Raw genomic sequence first — 21698 nt, 5'->3', positions numbered from 1 at the left:
CATACTTTCCTTTGGAGATACATCCAGACGGAGCCTTTGGTGTTATAGAATTTTTGCGCCCAGGGTGGACTCGAAGTGTGATAGAGCCCATGTATGGCCAGCTTCATTAAAGCTTGCGACTCCATCCTTGTGTAGATGAATGTGGTAACCAAGATTATAAGCATCGATGGCTGAGTGGAGCACACAGATATCTGTACAGACTCCGACAAGGTGGAGATCGGTGATCCCGCGTTCTCTCAGCTTCAAGTCCAAGTCTGTTCCGACGAAGGCACTGTAACGGGTTTTATCCATGTAAAGAGTATTCGGCTCATGCTTATTTTCTTTATAGAGTTTTTGAAGCGATCCGTACAACTCCCGTCCTTTCGTTCCTCGGATATTATGAGGAGGGAAAAGGTCTGTCTCGGGATGGTAAGGGTCATCTTCTTCGTGAACGTCTACCCCGAACACGACTAAGTCATTCTCATTCATAAATGTCTCCGTTACATCATGGATGTATTTTTCCAAAGCTTGAGCGGGTGGTCCACAGGTCAATGCTCCATCATTTTCTACAAAGTCTTTCGTATAATCGATGATGATTAAAGCACGTTTCATTATATCCCCTCCGGATGTCTTTACACTTATCTTAACAGATGCAAAAAAGAAACGTGCACTTAATACCCGGGAATATGCTTTGCAGAGGTCACTCTTTTATTCATTGCCAGAAACAAGAGTGATCCCGAGATAACAAGGAGGGCACTTGTAACGAAAAATACCATAGAAAAGCCATAAAACCCTGCAATCATTCCGCCCATTGACGGACCGATGATATTCCCAAGGAAACGGATGCTCGTGTTGTATCCTAATACCTCACCTTGCATAGCGACTGGAGCCTCTTGGCGGATGTAAGCGGTCCGGACAGGAATAATACCACCTATGGATACGCCTAGTAGAAAGCGGAGAACAACCAGCTGCCAGATATTCGTAACGAAGGCAGCGGGGAGGTAAACGATTCCTGCCATAAATAAAAGGAATACGAGAATCTTCACATAACCGATCCGATCGGCGATTTTCCCCCACTGTTTGGCCATCATCAAGTTCCCAAGCCCTGCAGCGGAAAAGGCGATTCCTGAGAACAAGGCTAAATTTTCTGGCCCATGTAAATCACCGACGAATAATGAAAGAATCGGTTGGATACTGAAATGGGCGATTTGGACAAATAAAGAAACAATCATAACCATTAATAGCACAGGGTGCTTGAATATATGCGCAAGAACCTCTCTGGATTGATAGCTTGTTTTTTCATGGTCTCCTTCTTTTTTAATACGCTGTTCATGAATGCCAAAGTAAACAATAAGAGCAGACAGAGCGACAGTGATGGATACATATTGAAAAGTGGTCGCATAGCCAATGGAATCAGCAATCCAACCTCCGAGCAACGGCCCCATTAAACTTCCGGTAATGCTTCCTGTCTGCAATGAACCTAGTACTTGACCGGCGATACTTTTAGGCGTTTGGGTAGAAATCAATGCTTGTGACATAGGGATAAATCCTGTGAAGATGCCCATGAATAAACGGAGAAGAAAAAGCTGCCACACGGATGTGACGAATCCCATAAGAAATACGGAGAGCGCGAGCCCTGTAGCAGAGATAATTAAAATGTTCTTCCTACCATATTTATCTCCAATTTTTCCCCAGATTGGGGAACATAGAAAAGCGGACACGAACGTAATGCCGAAAACCCATCCAGACCAGGTCTGGACATAGGCCTCTGTATAATTTCCGAGTTCTTCGATATATAAAGATAAAAACGGCAGGACCATTGTAATACTTCCGGCTATAAAAAAATTGGCAAACCACATGATCCACAGGTTCCGTTTTGCCCGAGATTCGTTAGTAAGGATAATATCCCTTCTTCCTATTTATTTCGACACCCTAAATACATAACATAATTCTTAAAAAAGGGAAACCGTGAACGACCTGATTCCAGCAACTTTTTTACATTTATAAGTTTCTTATTGATAAGGAAGGGAATTCCATTTATATTGCCGGGTTGTTAACGGTTGCAAAACATGTATATACAAATTATAATCATAATTAATTGATGTATATACAAGTTATAAGAGCTTCATTGAAAGCGTTTGAGGAGGAGAAACATATGTTTAAGAAATTGTTTGGAAATAAAGAAACAGAAATGAAAGTGGCTTCACCATTAACTGGAAAGAAGGTGGCATTGGAGGAAGTACCGGATCCCGTGTTTTCTCAGAAAATGATGGGAGAAGGAATTGCAGTGGATCCAAAAGACGGTGAAGTACTTAGCCCTGTAGAAGGTACAATTGTTCAATTGTTCCCAACGAAGCATGCGGTAGGCTTGGAAACGAAAAGTGGTGCAGAAATTCTAATCCATATTGGTCTTGAAACCGTGGCAATGGAGGGAGAAGGTTTTGAAGCTTTTGTGTCTCAAGGGGACAAGGTGAAAGTAGGAGACAAATTGATTTCCTTCGACTTGGACCTCGTGAAAGAAAAGGCGAAAAGTACAGTAACACCAATCATTGTCACGAACAGCGATGATTTTGATGTGCAGTTAGCTGAAGAAGTTGAATTGAACGCCGGTTCTACACCATTAATGACTGTGAAGAAAAAGTAAAAAAACCATTGGGAGGTAGAGAAAATGAACCATAAGAAACAGGCCGAGCAGATTTTAGAAGCCATCGGCGGGAAGGAAAACTTGTCTGCTGCGACCCACTGTGTCACGCGTCTCCGTTTGGCTTTGCATGATGAAGGGATTGTCGATCAGGAAAAACTGAACAATATTGATGCTGTGAAAGGATCTTTTTCAACGAACGGTCAGTTTCAAATCGTCGTCGGACAAGGGACTGTTGATAAAGTTTATAAAGAGTTCGTAGCTCTTGCTGGTGTCGGTGAATCTTCTAAAGAAGAAGTGAAAGAGGCTTCCAAAGGGAATATGAATCCTCTTCAACGCGCAATTAAAACGCTTGCCGATATCTTCATTCCGATTCTCCCAGCCATCGTAACCGCTGGTTTGCTGCTTGGTATTAATAACATATTGACTGCACAGGGGATTTTCTGGGACGACCAGTCCATCATTGATGTGTATCCACAGTGGTCAGGAATAGCGAACATGATCATCATCATAGCCAATACCGCCTTCGTGTTCTTACCCGGACTCATCGGTTGGTCCGCGGTTAAAAAATTCGGTGGTAGTCCAATTTTAGGTATTGTCATAGGTCTCGTGCTTGTACACCCTGATCTATTGAATGCCTGGTCTTACGGTGATGCCGTAGCTGAAGGCTCTGTACCAACATGGGACTTATTCGGATTAACCGTTGAGAAAATCGGTTACCAGGGACAAGTCCTGCCTGTCCTTGTGGCGTCTTATTTGTTGACGAAAATCGAACTATTCTTACGTAACCGTATCCCTGATAACATACAATTGTTATTCGTCGGACCGATTTCCTTGTTAGTGACAGGTTTCTTAACGTTCATCATCATTGGACCAATTACATTTGCAATCGGTAACTGGATCACAGACGGCCTTGTCGCCACCTTTGATACATTCGCTTGGTTAGGCGGTCTCATTTACGGTGGGCTATACGGTGTACTCGTCATTACAGGAATGCACCATACGTTCCTTGCCGTTGATATTCAGCTTGTTGGCAGCACGGGAACAACGTTCTTGTGGCCGATGCTTGCTCTATCCAACATCGCTCAAGGTTCTGCCGCATTCGCTATCTGGTTAGCTTCAAAAGATGATAAGCTCAAAGGTTTGAGTGTATCTTCTGGTATCTCTGCATGGCTCGGGATTACAGAACCAGCTTTATTTGGAGTGAATCTGCGCTTTAAGTATCCATTCATTATTGCCATCACCTCTTCCGCTCTTGCCGGCCTTTATATCTCAGCACAAGGTGTATTGGCAAGCTCCATCGGAGTCGGTGGTGTGCCGGGGATCTTCTCGATCGTTGCGGAGTACTGGCTAGACTTTGCTATCGGTATGGTCATCGTCATTGTCCTGCCGCTAGTAGGAACGTATCTCTATGCGAAGCGTAAAAAAGACGTATAAAAATTAAAAAACGGTGGTGCTACAATGATTGAACAACCTTGGTGGAAAAAAGCTGTCGTTTATCAAATTTATCCGAAAAGTTTCAATGACACGACAGGAAACGGTGTCGGTGATATCCAGGGAATTATTGAGAAACTGGATTACTTGAATAAACTCGGGGTCGACGTCCTTTGGCTGACCCCGATGTACAAGTCTCCACAAAATGATAATGGATATGACATTAGTGATTATTACGATATCCATGATGAATTCGGGACGATGCAGGATTTCGAAACACTGCTTGAAGAAACGCATAAGCGTGGCATGAAACTGATTATGGACATCGTCGTCAACCACACCTCAACGGATCATCAATGGTTTCAGGAGGCCAGAAAGTCGAAAGATAATCCGTATCGTGATTATTACATTTGGCGTGACCCTGTGAATGGGGAGGAGCCGACGAATTGGCAGTCTAAATTTGGAGGCAATGCCTGGGAGTATGATGAAAAAACAGGGCAGTATTACTTGCACTTGTTCGATGTCACTCAGGCCGATTTGAACTGGGAAAATGAACAGATGCGTGAAGATATCTATGAAATGATGCGCTTCTGGGGGGAAAAAGGGGTGGATGGCTTCCGTCTGGATGTCATCAACTTGATCTCGAAAAACCAGGAGTTCCCTAACGATGATGGAAGTGTTGCCCCTGGTGACGGGCGGAAATTCTATACGGACGGGCCTCGGGTGCATGAATTCATGCAGGAAATGAACCGTGAAGTTTTCAAACCTTATGATCTTATGACCGTTGGAGAAATGTCTTCGACGAGCATTGAACATTGCGTCAAATACACGGCTCCAGATCGGGATGAGTTGAGTATGACGTTCAGCTTTCACCATTTAAAAGTGGACTATCCGAACGGTGAAAAATGGACAGTCGCTGATTTTGATTTTCATGAGTTGAAGCAGATCCTTTCAAGGTGGCAGCGCGAAATGAATGCAGGAAATGGCTGGAATGCTTTGTTCTGGTGTAACCACGACCAGCCCCGCGTATTGTCAAGGTTCGGGGACGATGAAAACTATCCGGTAGAGTCCGGGAAAATGCTTGCAACGACCATTCACATGATGCAGGGGACGCCATACATTTACCAGGGCGAAGAATTCGGAATGACAAACCCTAAATTCGAAAGCATTGACCGTTACCGTGATGTGGAGTCCCTGAATATGCATGAAGAGTTAAAAGCAAAAGGTGTTAGTGAGGAAGGAATCATAGAGATTTTAAAACAGAAGTCTCGTGACAATTCCCGTACTCCTGTACAATGGAACAGAGAAGAAAATGCCGGCTTTACTGAAGGAACCCCTTGGATTGATGTCGCGGATAATTACAAGGAAATCAATGCAGAAGTGGTGATGAACAAAGAGAACTCCATCTTCAACCACTATCAAAAATTGATCGAACTGCGTAAATCTCACGACATCATAACCCATGGAGATTATCGTTTGTTGGTACCAGACCACAATCAGGTCTTCGCTTATCTTCGTGAATGGAATGGGGAACAGTTGCTTGTTGTGAATAACTTCTATGGTGAAGATACGACGTTCACATTACCAGAAGATGTTCAGGTATCTGGTGAGGCTGACATTCTTCTAAGCAACTATGAAGATTCAGCAAAGGATTACCGTGAAATCAGCCTTCGCCCATACGAGTCGGTCGTTTATCATCTTACCGATTAACAGGTGAGGGGGCATAGAATGAAAAATAAATATGTCGAGATTTATCATAAACTCGTCAAAGACATACAAAAGGGAGAGTACGCCGCAGGTGGTACTCTCCCTTCTGAACACGATTTGTGTGCACGATTTGAGACATCAAGAGAGACGATACGTAAAGCTTTAACCCTGCTTTCCCAGAATGGTTACATTCAAAAAGTACGTGGGAAAGGTTCTGTGGTGCTGGACCGGGATAAATTCGAGTTTCCGGTTTCAGGTTTGACGAGCTTCAAGGAACTCTCGGAACGATTGGGCCAAAGTTTTCAAACACATGTCCATGAACTGACTCTTGTCAAAGAGGCGGAAGTCTGCCGTCAGCTCAACTGCCAGGAAGGTTCTTACCTATGGAAGGTCGTACGATCAAGAGAAATTGGCGGTGAACGAATCATTTTAGATAAAGATTTTTTGAGGCAGGATCTTGTCCATGACCTGACAAAAGATATTGCCGAAACTTCTCTTTATCACTATATCGAAAATGAACTCGGACTTGATATCAGCTTTGCGAAAAAGGAAATCGTTGTTGAACCGGTGACGGTTGAAGATGAAGAATTTCTGGATTTGAATGGACATGATCAAGTCGTGGTAATTCGTAGTTATGTCTATTTAGGAGATACGACAGCCTTTCAATTCACAGAATCCAGACACAGACCGGATAAATTTCAATTCGTCGATTTTGCGCGGAGAACAAAGGTATAAGATGAAGAGGAACCACTTTTTGGTTCCTCTTTGTTTTTTAACCTATACACGTTAGAATAAGAATATCGACTAGTAAGGACGAGGTGGACAAATTGTTCGTAATCGGAGCAACAAAAAAGTTACAAAACGAAATTGATCAACCGATTGAAAATGTAGAAGAATATCAGAATGTACCAGAGATTTACCAATGGCATGCGAATGTTGTTACCATTAATCGAAGGAAATGTCTTCTCTTAATGAATAATGCAACAGGATTGAACTTGACATTGTTTGGCTTAAGAAAGCAGCAATTCCAACATCTCGACAGTGTCATTAAAGGCTCTCTAAAGCAATTGTTCCAGCTGTTAGGCGTTGAGAAAAAGATTGCCGACCAAATGTTGGAGGCGGCTGATGAAATCGTTTATACGAAAACGAAGAGCCGGAGAGTACTCGGGATGCTGAATGAAATTAAATTTTTCTCTGAGGATAAGGTAGCAGGCAAAGCTTATGAAGATATTGATGCTGCTGAAATTAATGAATTTAATAATAAGGAACTTGTATTTTCTAATTTGGATCAGATTACTCCTTATAAAGAATTTGCTCGTTACTTTGAAAAGCAGTAGTGTCTAGGCACTGCTGCTTTTTGTTTCCTTTTCCGTTGTTCGCGAATTTGGATACGTTTCTTTTATAAAGGATTTTTTAGCATTGGTGGATAATAATAATAAAGGGTTATGTTTGTTTTATACACATGAGGGTATATTACATAACAAGGATTTCATAAATGGAGGGTTATTGAATGTTTTTTAAATCTTATTTTGATGAAGAGTTAGCGCAAATGTCTTACATGATTGGCTGCCAAAAGACAGGGGAAGCCATGGTCGTTGACCCTGCTCGGGATTTATCTCCTTATTATGAAACAGCCAAAAAGGAAGGGTTTCACCTGGCTGCAGCTGCCGAAACCCATATCCATGCAGACTTCCTTTCAGGTGCGAGAGAACTGGCTAACGCCGAAAAGGATTTGAAATTGTATCTATCAGATGAAGGTGATGATGATTGGAAGTATCAATACCTTAATGAAATCAATCACGAACTTGTGAAAGATGGCGATGAAATTTATGTAGGGAATGTGAGACTTGATGTTATTCACACCCCTGGCCATACCCCTGAAAGCCTTTCTTTCTTATTGACTGACGAAGGGGGAGGTTCTTCGGTACCTATGGGAATATTTACAGGGGACTTTGTCTTCGTTGGTGACGTAGGGCGTCCGGATTTGCTCGAGAAATCTGCCGGAGCCGAGGGCACAGCAAGCAAAGGTGCTGCGGATATGTATCAATCCGTCCAGCGCTTCAAAGAACTGCCTGATTACGTGCAAGTATGGCCGGGGCACGGGGCAGGTAGTGCCTGCGGGAAATCATTAGGAGCCGTCCCTTCTTCAACTGTAGGTTATGAAAAAGAGAACAACTGGGCTTTAAATCACACAGATGAAAAAGCATTCACAGAAGAATTGCTGGATGGACAACCAGAACCGCCTAAGTATTTCTCCATGATGAAAAAGCTGAATAAAGAAGGCCCGTCTCTTGAAAAGGAAAGAGATGTGGAGGGAATTTCCGTGTCTGATGTGGGGAGCTACATGTCTGATGAGTATATGGTTGTGGACACAAGACCATCATCTGAGTTCTCAAACGGTCATTTAAAAGGGACAATCAACATCCCTTATAATCGTTCATTTACAAATTGGGCAGGCTGGCTGATTGAATATGATCAAAAAATCGTAGTCGTCGCATCCAAAGAAACCATTCCAGCGATTAAGCGTTCCTTAGAATCTATCGGTTTGGATGATCTAGTCGGTTATGTGGATGAATCAGAAATCAATGGCTATGGTGGATTAGAAACGTATGCAAGCATTACAGCAGAAGAACTCGAGAACAAATTCAGAGGACACGAAGATTATGTCATTATTGATGTAAGAAATGATAGCGAATGGGATGATGATCACATCGAACAAGCCCAGCACATCATGCTTGGGAAGTTAAAAGAAAGCATCAAAGACGTACCTGACGATAAAACACCGATTGTTCATTGTCAGTCAGGCATGAGATCAGCGATCGCTGCAAGTTTACTGCAGGCTTATGGTTATAAGGATGTTTTGAACTTGAAAGGTGGATTTTCAGCCTGGAAAGAGCATAAAGAAAAAGTGAACTCTTAATTACTCAAAAGCCTGCCCTGTTATCAGGGCAGGCTTTTTTAAGCAAAAAAAGACCTCTACCATAAAGATAGAGGCAAAAGTTTGTATAGGTATAGGATTAGGGGAGGTGTTAATTATATAAAAATTGAATTAACACACAAAATTAAAAACTAAAAATCAATGTTGCGAAATTAAATTTGATCCACAACTAGTGGTTGGGGATGCCTTTCATCTGCAGTGTCAATATAGTTGACACTAGATGAAACTGATAAAGCAATTCCCAATGCAACAATAACACCAATAAGCTTTTTCATATAACAATGCCTCCTAAATTGGAATATTTATTTAACAAATCAATTGCTAACCTTAGATATTTAGTAGATTTTTTATAACTTCGTTCAGCTTCCAATAGTTCAGAAACAATCATGCAATAACGTATAACAAATCTATGGTGTTTCTTTTCTAAGAAATGTGGAATGGCGACAGTTTCTAAATAATCGCTTGTGTTATTGTCCTGATCGATAAGCATATTATATATAATAAGGTGAATTTCATCAGTGGTAGTGTCTGATGTTGAAGATTTTAAATGTGAAAAACCTTCATCAATCCAATTTTTACAATCGTCCAATTCACCTATTTTATATGTTTCAACCACTAAACAATAGATTGTTTCAAAGATTTCGTGGTCGGATGCAGTTTCTGTCCTATATGAAAGGCACTTTTTGTAATTTAATATAGCTGAATCGAAATTACCAAGCCTTGATTCAATAACACCAATATTATGGTATATAACACCTAATTGGTAATGGTTGTTTGTTTGAGTAGCAATTTTGCTGACTAAGTGGTAATTTTCTAATGCTTTGCCATAATTTTTGAGTCGACCATAGTTGATTCCCAATAATATATGGCAGTTTGCACTTTTAAATAAATTATATTGCTTTTGGTATATTTCAAGTGCATGTTCTGCATTAAAAATAGAGGCAGATATATTATTAGCTTGACTTGCGCTTAAGGCCAAGAGGTAATATAAATCGCTTTCCTCCCAACCTTCTAAATTAATTGAAACGCTGTAATTCTTAGCTTCCATTAATTCAAAATAGGACTCTTCGTAATCTTCGCGATAATAACTTATAAGGCCTGAACTTAAATGGAAATAATACTCCATCTCTTCATCAAATGTATCCTCATGCTGGCGGATATTTTTCCATGCTTCATAAGCCTCCTCCACCTCGTTTTCTAACAGCAGATGGCGAATGCGGAACAGCTCAAAAAATATATACAAATGATGATTATTCAGCGTATCTTTTTGTTGTTTGAGTTCTTCCTTTAACTCCCTGGCCTCTTCTTTCCGTTTGAAGACGATCATTTCATACCATTCCTTCAATTTCTCCTTGGAAGGGTGATGATAAGAAGAGTCATGGAAATCGAGTCCGAGACGTTCGTAGAGGTGTTCAAGTACCTCGAACGCGGGAACGGTTTGGTCGTTCTCAATCTTAGACAAATACGCCGGCGAGATTATCCCATCTGCAAGCTGGTTCTGTGTTAAACCCTGCTTCACACGATGGAATCGAAGCACTTTACCATATTCCATTTTTCTCACACCTAGTTGATCAACTGTTGATTTTTCAGAGTGTTTGCTCTTTCAAATCTATATTTAGAATACATGTTCGTTCTGGGATTTTCAACAAAATTCACTAGTTTCCCAAGTCGGGAAAATTTTGTGGCTTTAAGGGGACTTTGGAAGGGGGACTTTCATAGAATTCCATTTAATGGATCTTTTCACATTTGTAAAGGAACTTTTTGGAACCTATGAGTAATCATACAACATTAAGGGTATAAAAGGTATAGGAATTTTATAAAAAGTGTCATCAAGACCGTCATCAACTACAAGTGAGAAGGAGGAATAAATGTGGGATATAATGTCACACAAAAATTGATTAAGGATCACTTGGTAGAGGGGGAGATGAATCCGGGATCGGAAATTGGTTTAAAAATTGATCAAACGCTTACACAGGATGCGACCGGGACAATGGTTATGCTCGAACTGGAAGCGATGGGTATTGATCAGGCAAAAACGGAAGCTTCCGCTCAGTATGTGGATCACAATTTAATTCAGGAAGATAGTAAAAACCCTGATGATCACCTTTTCCTTGAAAGTGCAGCTAAGCGGTTCGGTCTGCATTTCAGTAGACCTGGAAATGGTGTGAGCCACCCTGTTCATATGCAGCGATTAGCGAAGCCTGGGAAAACGTTACTTGGTTCGGACAGCCATACATGTGCGAATGGCTGTATGGGGATGCTTGCCATGGGTGCTGGCGGGATTGACGTAGCCATGGCTATTGCCGGTGAACCTTTTTATGTGAAAATGCCGAAAGTCTGGGGAGTGAAAGTGACTGGAGAGCTTCCGGACTGGGTGAGTGCAAAAGATGCCATTTTAGAAATGCTTAAAAGGCATGGGGTTAAAGGCGGGGTCAACCATGTCTTTGAATACTATGGTCCTGGTTTGAAAAACTTAACGGCTATGGATCGTCACGTAATTGCAAACATGGGTGCTGAGCTTGGAGCCACAGGCACGGTCTTTCCATCAGATGAAGAAACGAAACGCTTTATGAAGCTTCAAGGAAGGGAGGATGAGTGGCTTGAACTTGTCGCAGATGATGATGCGACCTATGACGTTCACGATGAGCTGGATCTTTCTTCATTAGGTCCAATGGTGGCCAAGCCATCGAGCCCGGGTAATGTGGTTCCAGTAGAAGAAGTAGAAGGGGAGCCGATTTATCAGTCTTACATCGGGTCGTCAGCGAACCCTGGATATCGGGATTTTGCGATTGCTTCGAAAATCGTAGAAGGACGGCACATTGCAGATGGGGTATCTTTTGATTTGAACCCAACTTCGCGTCAAATGCTGATAGACTTATCTCAAGAAGGTCATATTGCTAACTTTCTTCAAGCGGGAGGACGGTTGCACCAGGCCGGATGTAACGGTTGTATCGGAATGGGACAGGCACCTGCGACAGGAAGGAATAGTCTGCGTACGACCCCGAGGAACTTCCCGGGACGCTCAGGTACGAAAGAAGATAGTGTTTTCTTATGCAGTCCTGAAACAGCAGCTGTTTCAGCACTGACAGGTAAAATTACAGATCCAAGAAAGTCAGACTTTGATTTTCCGCAGGTAAAGGACTTGGATAATCCAACGGTGGATACACGATTACTTGATGAACCTTTACCTTTTGAGGAAGCGAAAGAGGTAGAGTTGGTCAAAGGTCCAAATGTGGCCTCCATTCCTGAGATGGGTGAACTGCCAAATGATATGGAACTGCCTATTTTACTGAAAATGGGAAATGATATATCCACGGATGAAATCTTAGCGGGCGGAGCACGTGTTCTTCCATATCGAAGCAATCTGCCCGAAATCAGCAAATTCACATTCGAAATTGTTGATGAAACCTATTATGATCGTGCTATGAAAGTGAGAGATGACGGAGGACATGCAGTCGTCGCTGGAGCAAACTACGGACAGGGATCGAGTCGTGAACATGCGGCTCTCGCACCGAAGTACCTGGGACTTAAGGTGGCCATTGTGGAAGATTTTGCCCGTATCCATTGGCAGAACCTTGCTAACTTTGGAGTGTTGCCATTAACCTTTACAGATCCATCCGATCTTAATGACTTAGAGCAAGGAGACGTACTTGTATTCAAAGGTCTGAGAGACAAAATCAAGCAGTCTCCTCAAGTGGAAGTTGAAGTGAAAGGGAAAGATAAAACCCTCAAACTTGAACATGCCCTTTCTGATCGTCAAATTGAAATTATGCAGATGGGCGGTTTAATCAACTGGGTCAAAAATAGGTTAGAAGCATAAAAAATTCCGGCAGGTTACGAACCTGCCGGAATTTTTTTGCTTGCTTTTATGACCGTGACGTATCCAAAGGAGTCAAGTCTTCTTCAATCTCCTGACGTTTGTGCTCTAAGAAAGGGGGAAGAGCAAGGCTCTCTCCAAGATGATCGATGTCCTCATCTGTAGCAAATCCAGGTCCATCCGTAGCCAGTTCAAAAAGGATGTGATTGGCCTCCCTGAAATAAAGGGATTTGAAATAATAACGATCGACAAGGCCTGAGTTAGGGTAACCTGCGGCTTGGATGATTTCATGCCATTTCTTGAGTTCATCTTCATTATTTACACGGAATGCCACATGGTGAACGCTTCCGCGGCCGGGTTTTTCGGGCTGTTCATCGGGCTTTTCTTCCACATGAACTTCTGCACCTGTTCCTCCTTCGCCTGTTTCATAGACGTCCCATTGCTCATAGGATCCTTTTTTTCGAAATCCTAAGAGCTCGGTCAGGACTTTTTCTGTTTTAGCTGCTTCGTTCACGGTAAGGTGAACGGGACCAAGTCCGGTAATTCCGTATTCCTCAGGAACGGAAGAATGTCCCCATGCTTTGCCGGCTTCCACTCCACTGTTGTTTTCATCGGATATGAGAATGAGCCGCTGTCCCTCAGGGTCTCGGAAAGAGAGCGTCTTTCGGCCGAGTTTTTCTTTTATATCATCTTGTTCGACAGAATGCTCTTCAAAGCGTTTCTTCCAATACTCCAGAGCTTCATCGCTTTTTACACGAAGCGATGTGGTAGAAATACTTCTCGTTCCAGGATACGTATGTCCTGCTCGGTGGATCTCGAAAAAGGTGAGGTCCGTTCCGGGTCGACCTTTCTCATCTGCATAGAACAAATGGTACATGGATGGTGCATCCTGATTGACCGTTTTCTTGACTAAGCGCATGCCCATAACATTTGTATAGAAATCATAGTTGCTTTTTGCATTGGCGGTTATAGCGGAAACGTGATGAATGCCCTTGAGTTGCATGGTCATTCCTCCTTGTTTTCAATAATCTTGAATTCGAGATAATTATATAATCTTTACATAAAACTGTCAAAGCCTCTGTTTCAGCCTTTTCTTTCAAAAGGGAAGATTCTTGTATGCAGGGATTTTGAGAAATAAGTGATAGGCTTGGTTGCAAATAAAGAAGGGGGAAGGAAATCCGCAAGTTGATTCATGTGGATATCAGCTTCCGCTTTTTGCAGCCTCCAATTCTTATGGAGAATGGGACCTTTGTAAATCTTAGAACGGCCTCTCACCACCCACAAGGCATACCTTTCTGTTAACCAATAAAGGAGAGATCCTGGCTGAGCATGTATAGGTTCCGATACCGTATGAAAGTTTGCATGAAAATGAGAAGCAGGGTACCCCTTATGAATTCGTCTGCTAGTAAACTGATATCCCGCCTCTGTTTGGTCCATTCTCATTTTCGCATGGACATAAGGTAGTCCAAACAACTTGCGGGCTAAAAATACACCAAGGGGATGGTTGGTATCAAGAGTGATGAAATAGACCCCTGGTTCACCATTGAACGTCACGTATGTTCGAACATTTAATTCAAGCAGTTGATTTCCAAATGGGAGAGAGGGGAGAGTGCGGAAGCGGATATTCTGCATGCGGAAGGGAACGATGGCAATCCATGCGGAATTGTCATATTTGTCGATAGCAAAAGCAGGCGGAATAAAAGGGCGTAATACTTCTGCTGGGACAGGCCAATGCATGAAAACCAAGTCATTCCACTCTTGATGCATAATCCAATGATTTCGGTCCATGTGTATCACCTCTATCATGGTTTACCCCCAGGATCATTGAATCATACATCACGGTGCTTTCATTATAGTTTATGGTGAGGAATCAAATATTACAGTTTTTCAATCATCTTCTCTTCTTTTTCCCTTTTTGAAATTTCCGCTTTTAAGAGATAAATGAAATCGTCTTCCAGTTTTAAGTCTATAGCTCTTAAGAGTGTATCTTTTAATAACCTTGAAGAGAGCTGTTCAATGATCAATTTTTTTTGCCCCCTACGTGAGCGGTTTCATCGTTTCCATCGAAACACTTGCCGTTCCTATGATATTGCCGTTGGAATCATAAATTGGCTTGCAAAATATATCATAGACGATGGACCCCTCTGATAGTGGGAATGACACCACTTTTCTTATTGGTTTCTTTTCTAACACCACTTTTTTCTTAATGTTCAATAATTCCTCAGTGGATTCATGTGGAAAGATTTCATCCACCCTTTTCCCAATGACTTTACTCATAGTGAAGTCAGTATGATTATTGAAAAGCCATGTATAACGATGTTCAAGGTCACAATGGGCGATTGTAATGGGGGAACCTGTAAGTGCTGCTTCGAAAGGTTCACTCAATTGTTCAGAAAAAAAGAGTGAAGGATTAATATGAAGGTAGGAAGCAATACGAGAAGCGACCGTCATGCTTGGATTTCGTGTGCCGTTTTCGATTTGAGCATAATAGGCACGGTCAATGTGAGCTCCTGCTGCTACTTCTTGTTGGGTTAACTGCTGTTCTTTTCTTAATTGGATTAGCCATCTTCTCATTTTTCCACATCCTGATTTCTATTTTCATATAACTAGTTCGTTTATCTTAGCCAGATTCCTTGTGGCAGATTGCTACAAAACCAAGGATTTTCTCGTATTTATCATTATATTTTCCAGTTAAGGTGATAAAAGGAACGTATGGAGGTTTATCCTCGTTTACTCTCTTTCTAGCATTAGTATTCTAGCAAAAATATAAAAAAACGCCTATTTTATTGATGAGAATTTGTTATAATCAATCAGTCTGAGATAAACGGAAAGAATTACAAAGAAAAGCACCTTCAGGGAGGGGGAAGACAATGACCTGGGAAATTTTAAACATATTAGCCGTTTCTGCATTTGCATTTAGTGGGGCGATTGTAGCGTTAAATGAAAGATATGATATATTTGGCACATTTATTCTTGGTATTGCGACACCATTCGCTGGAGGGATCATCAGGAATATTGCCCTGGATGTACCGGTCGTCCATGTTTGGGAACAAGGCTATCTCTTTTATGTAGCCCTCGCTACGATTGCCATTGTCTATTTCTTCCCTAAGACGTGGGTCATGACTTGGGACCGTTGGAATATATATCCCGATGCCATCGGCTTATCTGCATTTGCTCTTCAAGGGGCGTCTTTTGCTATAGCGAATGGTTTTCCTCTTGGAGGAATTATTTTCGCTGCTATCCTGACAGGGGTCGGGGGAGGGGTGACAAGGGATGTCTTAGCTCAACGCCGCCCCATGGTCATGCACCAGGAAATTTATGCTGTGTGGGCATTGATGGCAGGGCTCCTTATAGGAGTAGGTTGGATCGATATCGAAAGCGCGTGGCAGACCTATATGATTTTCCTTCTCGTCATCATCTGCCGTGTCGCGTCCTTCCACCTTGGTTGGCATTTACGCTTCAGAGACCTATACCGCCTGTGAATCACTCAAGCTCATCTTAAGCTAAATGGCAGGATTGTGTAAGACTCAGTTTCGAGATGTTTCCGGGGTTCGTTTCCATGTTGAGCGTCAGGGTGGCTGGGAAGCAACTCGCTTTCCTGTGGGGGAGCGCCGAGCTTCCTCGGACTCCGTCCTGCGGGATCTCGCCTATCTCCTTCTCCCACGGGAGTCTCGCAGCTTCCCAACCACCCCACTCGAGAGATGGGATAAACGAACCCACGTACACGAATGGAGCGTCTTCCATAATAACTGCTTTCTAGTTGAGAAGCGCTCTATAGCAAGCGTTAGAGTATAGTTTACTGCTTGTTTGAGAGTTGAATACACCAACTCCCATAACGATAGAGGGCCGCTTATTCTGGAAGTGGTTTCGAGATACTCTTATGGTCAAGGGGCGGAGGGAAACGGTGAGACTCCTATGGGACGTGTGGGACAGCTGAGACCCCGGAAGGCGAAGCCTGAGGAGGCTCAGCGCCCGCCCCATGGAAAGCGAACTGTTTCCCGGAGCCCCTAAACTCCAACAAACATCTCGAAACTGAGTCTTCCACAAACGGGAGCTATAGTGAAAGAAGGATATAAAAAAAGCACTCAGAGATCTCAAACTCTGAGTGCTTCGTTGTTTTTAGTAGCGGAATAAGTCTCCTGAGAGGTAACGCTCTCCGGTGTCTGGGGCGATACATACGATCACTTCACCCGGCTTTTTCTTTTTTGCGACCTGAATGGCTGCCCAGCAGGCGGCTCCACAGGAAGTCCCAAGGAGCAAGCCCTCTTCACGAGCAAGCCTGCGAGTGATGTCATAAGCATCTTCATCTGTCACTTGGAAAATCTCGTCGTACACTTCCTGATTCAAGATTGAAGGGACGAAACCCGGGCTCGTCCCTACAAGCTTATGCTTTCCAGGCTTTCCACCGGAAAGTACAGGGGAGCCAGCAGGTTCTGCCACATGGATGGTCAGATCTTCATAGCGTTTTTTCAGCTCTTCCCCTGTCCCTGTAATGGTTCCGCCAGTGCCGGCCGTGGAAACGAAAGCGGATAGAGGTTTGCCGAGCTCATCCATAGCTTCTATAATTTCTGCGGCCGTCGTATGGCGGTGGGCGTCTGGGTTGGCCATGTTTTCAAATTGCATGGGCATAAAACTTCCTTCAATTTCACCGACCAGTTCTTTCGCTTTGGCGATGGCTCCTGGCATTTTTTCATCTCCAGGTGTCAGAACGATTTCGGCACCGTATGCTTTCAAAAGGTTGATCCGTTCTTGGGTCATTGTATCGGGCATAACAAGAATGGCTTTGTATCCTCTTGCAGCCGCGTTCATAGCAATTCCGATTCCTGTGTTTCCACTCGTCGGTTCGATAATCGTGGCTCCCTTTTTGAGGTGTCCATCTTTTTCCGCCTGTTCCATCATATTGAAAGCGGCGCGGTCTTTGACACTTCCGCTTGGGTTGTATTTTTCCAATTTCATATAAATGTCGGCTCCGCCTTCTGGCGCAATACGATTCAGCTTAACTAAAGGTGTATCACCGATGAGATCGGCAATATTGTTTACAACGCGCATATCTGTCACTTCCTTATCCTTGGGAATGGTAGTCCAATTTTATCATAGTTGAACAGCGGCATTCATCTGCTTTGCTTTTCACTCCAAATGATCGTTTACAACTCGTTGTGCGAATTGGAAGCTATTGCTCGGGACGGCAATTTTGAATGCAAGCTGGTTGGAATTCAAGTTAAAGCGATCGACTTTTACATTGAAATTGCTTGCCGTGTCCATTTGAGTGACAGCAACATAAATATTTTCTTCATTTGGATTTACGATGACCCATTCAGGTAAGTTGTAGTTGTCTTTCACGAATTCCAATACTTTTTTATTTGGGAGGGGGAGCTTCCCTAAAGAGATTTTCTCTTGTCTTAACACAAGATCTCCGTTTTTCTGCACTTCAGGATGTAACTCTACATTAATGGGGATGACCTGATCAAAGGCCTTGATGTTCCCTGCTAAAGTAACATTTCGGTCTAAGGTGATGGAGTAATCGAAGACCGTTTGGGTTGAGAGTTCTGAGAGGTACTCATTGGCGAGTTGCTCCATATTCTCTTTTGTGGAAACGATGGTGAACTCTGCATCAGGGCTTTCTTTCTCCTGATCCACATTAACGATGGTATAAGAGCTTGGTAAGAAAACTAAAGCGACAAGCCAGATGACAACCCCCATATTAATCAGAGCTAAAAGCCAAAAGGATGTTCTCCATTTATTATTTAACAATAGTCGTTTCATCTTATACATTCCACCTGTTATTGTTCGATGTCTTCTCTAATGTATTGTAACACGCGCTCCGCCATCTTTTTATAACCTCTTTCATTGGGATGGAAAAGGTCTTCTTCCCAAAGAAGCTCTTCTTCGTTTCCTTCAAACAAGTCTCTAATGGGTATGAAGGTGGCCTGTTCGTAGTCATCGGTGACTCGACGGCTGATGTCATTCCAATCCCCCATAATTTTCCCAAGTTCCGGAATGTTCGTGAAGTATTGGTTGAAAGGATTATAGAGACCCACTAGATACACAGGGGCATCAGGATTCAATTCCTGGACCCGACTGAAAATGTTACGCATCCGATTCTCATAACCTTCTTGTTCCTCAACGAAGTCCTGATAATTCAAGCTTGTAAAATTATTTTTCACTACTTTCATGACATCGTTGGCGCCGATGGTAATCAGAATCAGGTCCGCTTCTTGGAGGGACTCGGCAATTTTTTCGTCTTCCATTCGTTCAAGCATTTGGTCTGTCCGATTTCCTCGTTTTCCGTAGTTTGTTATATTGAGGGTTTCTGTATTCGGGTTAGCATTGAAAGTTTTTTCAAGGATCCCGATATATCCGCCATTTTCTGTAGAGTCGCCCACACCTTGTGTCAAAGAATCACCAATAGCTACGATATTCAGGTCATCTTTTATAAACACATCCCGGGCACTTTCAATCACACTAGTAAAGACCTCACGTAATCCTTCACTCAGTTTCCCTTCTTTTTCTTCACTTTCCTGTTCATCTTCTTCGGGTTCATCGGTATCAATCTGTTGTTCTTGAGCGGGGATGGTTTCCGCTGGTTGCTCTGATTCTTTCGGTTCAGTCGACAGTTCTTCTTCCGGGGTATATATAAAAGCTGCTACGATAAAAAAGGCGATCAAGAAGGAGAGTGCGACGGCTGCCATCCATCTCCATTTTTTCAAGGCTGAATCCCTCCTGAAGGGTAATCTCACTTCTATTATATGTGCTTCCCATCTAATGGGAAATGAAAAGTTTTAACCACAATTATATCATGGTCCTATACAATAGACATACGGAAAAGAGTGTAAGAAGATGAGGGTAAGAAAATAAAACCGCTAAGCAGGGAGGGAAATCGATGGACACACAAATGACGATTTCCGTTAGAGACCTTGTCTCCTATGTGTACAGGACGGGAAGTATTGACGAACGTTTCCAAACGAATACAGCGCTTGTGGAAGGAACGGCCATACATCAAGAAGTACAAAAGAAGTATAAAGTAAAAGACGAATCAGAAGTCTTCCTGGAATATGAGTTTCAACAGGAAGGGTTGAATCTTAAGGTACAGGGACGGTGTGATGGTTTATTGGACACAGAAGAAGGTCCGGTGATTGATGAAATCAAATCCACCTCAAGGGATCTTGAAGAAATTGATGATACCACTTATCCCCTTTATTGGGCCCAAGCCAAAGGGTATGCCTTTATTTATGCAGCACAAGAAGAGCTTCAAAAAATCCAGGTGCAGTTGACGTATGTCCAGAAAAAAACAAAAGACAAAAAGCGAATTCTACGTACATTTACATACGAGGAATTGCATCAATTCATGGAAGAAACAGTCAACGAATACGCGTCTTATGCGCGGATTCTTCTTCATATACGAGAGCAAAAAGAAAAAACAGTCCCTGATTTGAAATTTCCATTTCCGAGTTATCGTGACGGCCAGCGGAAACTAGCAGGAAGTGTTTACCGTACGCTTGAAGAAAAGAGGAACCTTTTTGCCCAGGCGCCGACAGGGATTGGGAAGACGATATCCACCCTTTTTCCAGCTATTAAAGCGTTGCAGTTGGAAGGTGTGGAAAGAATTTATTATTTAACGGCAAAGACAATTACAAGAGCGACGGCAGAAGAAGCTCTACAGAAGATGGGAGAAAGGGGACTTAAGCTCCGATCAGTTACATTGACAGCAAAAGATAAAATCTGTTTTCAGGAAGAAACAATTTGTCAGCCGGACTACTGTGAATTTGCCGACGGTTACTATGATCGAATCAATGGAGCAATTGTTGATATTCTGCTCCATGAAACACAGATGACACGTTCGGTTATTGAATCGTATGCAAGGAAACATAAAGTTTGCCCCTTCGAATTTTCACTGGACCTTACGGATGTGTCTGATGTGATTATTGGGGACTACAATTATATCTTCGACCCTCGAGTTTCTCTGAAACGATTGATGCCCGATCGGAAGAAAAAAACAGCGCTGCTCGTGGATGAAAGTCATAACCTTGTAGAGCGTGCTCGCGAGATGTATTCCGCCTCCATTGCCAAGGAATCCTATGAAAGCATTGCGACTGAATGGGAGGGGGAAGAAGATAGCTTAGTCAAAGTGGCTGAAGCGATCGGAAAAGATTTAGAGCGTTTTTATTCTTCCACGGAAGAATTCATCCAACTGGATCAGGTGCCCGGAGAGTTGGAGGAAAACATAGAACGTCTTATTTCAGAGGCGGAATCGCTTTTGCAGGAGGATACGGAAGGGGAAAGATCTGAACGGCTGATGGATGTATATTTTCAGTCTCAAAGGTTTTTGAAAATCCTCGAATATGTAGATGAACACTATCGTTTGTTGGGTGAGAGTACGCGAGAGGGAAACTTCATATTGAAGCTGTATTGTCTTGACCCTTCACACGTCCTGCGCGAAACGACGAAAACTTTTAGGTCAGGGGTGTTTTTTTCAGCGACTCTTTCACCATTTGCTTATTATAAAGAGATGCTAGGGGGCACCAAAGACGATTATATTTTACATTTGCCTTCTCCGTATGACTCATCACAAATAGATGTGATGATCACTCCGTTGTCGACGAGGTATAAGAGCAGGGAGAAGACGGTTGGTGAACTGACCAAACGCCTGTATGAACAGGTGGAAATCCATGAAGGGAATCATCTTTTCTTTTTCCCTTCGTATCACTATATGGAAATGGTCTATCGTGAATTCAAAAACTTCTCTCCTGTGGATGCGGTCATGCAGGAGCGAGGGATGGATGAAGAAAGAAGAGAAGACTTTCTTGCACAATTTGAGGAAGGTGGCCGGCTCGTCGGTTTCGCTGTGCTGGGAGGGATATTCTCTGAAGGTGTAGACCTTCGGGGGGACCGGTTGAACGGTGTAGCAGTGGTAGGTATTGGGCTTGCTCCCAGGAGCTTTGAAAAGGAATTGATCAAAGATTATTTTAATCAAAAAGGAAGAAACGGCTATGATTATGCCTATGTTTATCCGGGAATGAACAAGGTGTTGCAAGCAGGCGGGCGGTTAATCCGTTCAGAAGAGGATCACGGATCGATTCAGCTTGTCGATGACCGCTTTCTTTCGCGCAAATATTTGCAGCTTCTACCTGATGATTGGGGAAATTATCGAATTCTTAAATGATTTGATTTCCCAGGAAATATTG

The 21698-nt window shown here is 42.8% G+C and carries 20 protein-coding genes; 9 read left to right on the top strand and 11 right to left on the bottom strand.

Features of this window, described 5'->3' with window-relative positions:
* Positions 1–42: 42 nt before the first annotated feature.
* Positions 43–591: a cysteine hydrolase family protein gene (locus DYE48_RS10125; RefSeq protein ID WP_115823501.1), complete on the bottom strand. Its 549-nt coding sequence runs from the start codon at positions 589–591 to the stop codon at positions 43–45.
* A 59-nt stretch (positions 592–650) separates the two neighbouring features.
* Positions 651–1838: an MFS transporter gene (locus DYE48_RS10120; RefSeq protein ID WP_115823500.1), complete on the bottom strand. Its 1188-nt coding sequence runs from the start codon at positions 1836–1838 to the stop codon at positions 651–653.
* A gap of 296 nt (positions 1839–2134) precedes the next feature.
* Between DYE48_RS10120 and DYE48_RS10115 the strand changes: the two genes are divergently transcribed.
* The 6 genes from DYE48_RS10115 to DYE48_RS10090 all read left to right on the top strand — a co-directional run bounded on the left by DYE48_RS10115 (position 2135) and on the right by DYE48_RS10090 (position 8681).
* Complete coding sequence (locus DYE48_RS10115) at positions 2135–2623, top strand: PTS sugar transporter subunit IIA (protein ID WP_115823499.1); 489 nt, start codon at positions 2135–2137, stop codon at positions 2621–2623.
* Between the two features lie 24 nt (positions 2624–2647).
* Positions 2648–4057, top strand: coding sequence for a PTS system trehalose-specific EIIBC component (gene treP, locus DYE48_RS10110; RefSeq protein WP_115823498.1), 1410 nt, complete (start codon positions 2648–2650; stop codon positions 4055–4057).
* A gap of 24 nt (positions 4058–4081) precedes the next feature.
* Entirely contained in the window at positions 4082–5764 is a 1683-nt protein-coding gene (gene treC, locus DYE48_RS10105) for an alpha,alpha-phosphotrehalase (RefSeq protein WP_208639649.1), read from the top strand.
* An 18-nt stretch (positions 5765–5782) separates the two neighbouring features.
* Positions 5783–6496 carry a trehalose operon repressor gene (gene treR, locus DYE48_RS10100; RefSeq protein ID WP_115823497.1) on the top strand — a complete coding sequence of 238 codons (714 nt, stop codon included), beginning with the start codon at positions 5783–5785 and terminating at the stop codon, positions 6494–6496.
* Positions 6497–6588: 92 nt separating this feature from the next.
* Entirely contained in the window at positions 6589–7098 is a 510-nt protein-coding gene (locus tag DYE48_RS10095) for a DUF6933 domain-containing protein (protein WP_115823496.1), read from the top strand.
* A gap of 173 nt (positions 7099–7271) precedes the next feature.
* Positions 7272–8681, top strand: coding sequence for an MBL fold metallo-hydrolase (locus DYE48_RS10090; RefSeq protein WP_115823495.1), 1410 nt, complete (start codon positions 7272–7274; stop codon positions 8679–8681).
* Between the two features lie 170 nt (positions 8682–8851).
* Here the strand turns inward: DYE48_RS10090 and DYE48_RS21485 are convergent, their stop codons facing one another.
* A complete protein-coding gene (locus DYE48_RS21485) occupies positions 8852–8974 on the bottom strand; it encodes a hypothetical protein (protein ID WP_279629297.1) in 123 nt (40 codons plus the stop codon).
* Entirely contained in the window at positions 8971–10251 is a 1281-nt protein-coding gene (locus DYE48_RS10085; protein WP_115823494.1) for a helix-turn-helix transcriptional regulator, read from the bottom strand. Before DYE48_RS10085 ends, DYE48_RS21485 begins: the two co-directional genes overlap by 4 nt.
* Positions 10252–10569: 318 nt before the next feature.
* On the opposite strand from DYE48_RS10085, the gene DYE48_RS10080 reads away from it, so the two are divergent.
* Positions 10570–12519, top strand: coding sequence for an aconitate hydratase (locus tag DYE48_RS10080; protein WP_115823493.1), 1950 nt, complete (start codon positions 10570–10572; stop codon positions 12517–12519).
* Between the two features lie 46 nt (positions 12520–12565).
* On the opposite strand, the gene DYE48_RS10075 is transcribed toward DYE48_RS10080, so the two are convergent.
* The 4 genes from DYE48_RS10075 to DYE48_RS10060 form a co-directional block, all read right to left on the bottom strand.
* Positions 12566–13519: a ring-cleaving dioxygenase gene (locus DYE48_RS10075; RefSeq protein ID WP_115823492.1), complete on the bottom strand. Its 954-nt coding sequence runs from the start codon at positions 13517–13519 to the stop codon at positions 12566–12568.
* Between the two features lie 80 nt (positions 13520–13599).
* Complete coding sequence (locus tag DYE48_RS10070; RefSeq protein WP_244199407.1) at positions 13600–14322, bottom strand: YqjF family protein; 723 nt, start codon at positions 14320–14322, stop codon at positions 13600–13602.
* A 71-nt stretch (positions 14323–14393) separates the two neighbouring features.
* On the bottom strand, positions 14394–14540 hold the full coding sequence (gene sda / locus DYE48_RS10065; protein WP_115823491.1) for a sporulation histidine kinase inhibitor Sda: 147 nt from the start codon (positions 14538–14540) through the stop codon (positions 14394–14396).
* A gap of 13 nt (positions 14541–14553) precedes the next feature.
* Entirely contained in the window at positions 14554–15090 is a 537-nt protein-coding gene (locus tag DYE48_RS10060) for a helix-turn-helix domain-containing protein (RefSeq protein WP_115823490.1), read from the bottom strand.
* A gap of 296 nt (positions 15091–15386) precedes the next feature.
* On the opposite strand from DYE48_RS10060, the gene DYE48_RS10055 reads away from it, so the two are divergent.
* Positions 15387–15998, top strand: coding sequence for a trimeric intracellular cation channel family protein (locus tag DYE48_RS10055; protein ID WP_115823489.1), 612 nt, complete (start codon positions 15387–15389; stop codon positions 15996–15998).
* A gap of 637 nt (positions 15999–16635) precedes the next feature.
* Here the strand turns inward: DYE48_RS10055 and cysK are convergent.
* The 3 genes from cysK to DYE48_RS10035 form a co-directional block, all read right to left on the bottom strand.
* On the bottom strand, positions 16636–17565 hold the full coding sequence (cysK, locus tag DYE48_RS10045) for a cysteine synthase A (protein WP_089654386.1): 930 nt from the start codon (positions 17563–17565) through the stop codon (positions 16636–16638).
* Positions 17566–17643: 78 nt separating this feature from the next.
* A complete protein-coding gene (locus tag DYE48_RS10040) occupies positions 17644–18279 on the bottom strand; it encodes a YpmS family protein (protein ID WP_115823487.1) in 636 nt (211 codons plus the stop codon).
* A 17-nt stretch (positions 18280–18296) separates the two neighbouring features.
* A complete protein-coding gene (locus DYE48_RS10035; RefSeq protein WP_115823486.1) occupies positions 18297–19223 on the bottom strand; it encodes an SGNH/GDSL hydrolase family protein in 927 nt (308 codons plus the stop codon).
* A gap of 173 nt (positions 19224–19396) precedes the next feature.
* Here DYE48_RS10035 and DYE48_RS10030 point away from each other — a divergent pair, with 173 nt between their 5' ends.
* The gene (locus tag DYE48_RS10030) at positions 19397–21676 is read left to right on the top strand and encodes an ATP-dependent DNA helicase (RefSeq protein WP_115823485.1); all 2280 of its coding nucleotides are present in this window, start codon (positions 19397–19399) and stop codon (positions 21674–21676) included.
* Positions 21677–21698 lie beyond the last annotated feature (22 nt).

This window comes from Halobacillus trueperi (assembly GCF_003386945.1).
In the GTDB taxonomy this organism is placed as follows: Bacteria; Bacillota; Bacilli; order Bacillales; family Halobacillaceae; genus Halobacillus; species Halobacillus aidingensis.
The sequence above is the reverse complement of the archived record's forward strand: the minus strand, read 5'-3'. Positions and strand labels throughout refer to the sequence as shown.

Coding starts and splice junctions, on each gene's coding strand:
- DYE48_RS10060 (WP_115823490.1), bottom strand. CDS start 15,090: ATGAGAAGATGGCTAATCCAATTAAGAAAAGAACAGCAGTTAACCCAA.
- cysK (WP_089654386.1), bottom strand. CDS start 17,565: ATGCGCGTTGTAAACAATATTGCCGATCTCATCGGTGATACACCTTTA.
- treC (WP_208639649.1), top strand. CDS start 4,082: ATGATTGAACAACCTTGGTGGAAAAAAGCTGTCGTTTATCAAATTTAT.
- DYE48_RS21485 (WP_279629297.1), bottom strand. CDS start 8,974: ATGAAAAAGCTTATTGGTGTTATTGTTGCATTGGGAATTGCTTTATCA.
- DYE48_RS10055 (WP_115823489.1), top strand. CDS start 15,387: ATGACCTGGGAAATTTTAAACATATTAGCCGTTTCTGCATTTGCATTT.
- DYE48_RS10090 (WP_115823495.1), top strand. CDS start 7,272: ATGTTTTTTAAATCTTATTTTGATGAAGAGTTAGCGCAAATGTCTTAC.
- DYE48_RS10085 (WP_115823494.1), bottom strand. CDS start 10,251: ATGGAATATGGTAAAGTGCTTCGATTCCATCGTGTGAAGCAGGGTTTA.
- DYE48_RS10075 (WP_115823492.1), bottom strand. CDS start 13,519: ATGCAACTCAAGGGCATTCATCACGTTTCCGCTATAACCGCCAATGCA.
- DYE48_RS10030 (WP_115823485.1), top strand. CDS start 19,397: ATGGACACACAAATGACGATTTCCGTTAGAGACCTTGTCTCCTATGTG.
- DYE48_RS10040 (WP_115823487.1), bottom strand. CDS start 18,279: ATGAAACGACTATTGTTAAATAATAAATGGAGAACATCCTTTTGGCTT.
- DYE48_RS10120 (WP_115823500.1), bottom strand. CDS start 1,838: ATGTGGTTTGCCAATTTTTTTATAGCCGGAAGTATTACAATGGTCCTG.
- DYE48_RS10115 (WP_115823499.1), top strand. CDS start 2,135: ATGTTTAAGAAATTGTTTGGAAATAAAGAAACAGAAATGAAAGTGGCT.
- DYE48_RS10070 (WP_244199407.1), bottom strand. CDS start 14,322: ATGATAGAGGTGATACACATGGACCGAAATCATTGGATTATGCATCAA.
- DYE48_RS10125 (WP_115823501.1), bottom strand. CDS start 591: ATGAAACGTGCTTTAATCATCATCGATTATACGAAAGACTTTGTAGAA.
- treP (WP_115823498.1), top strand. CDS start 2,648: ATGAACCATAAGAAACAGGCCGAGCAGATTTTAGAAGCCATCGGCGGG.
- treR (WP_115823497.1), top strand. CDS start 5,783: ATGAAAAATAAATATGTCGAGATTTATCATAAACTCGTCAAAGACATA.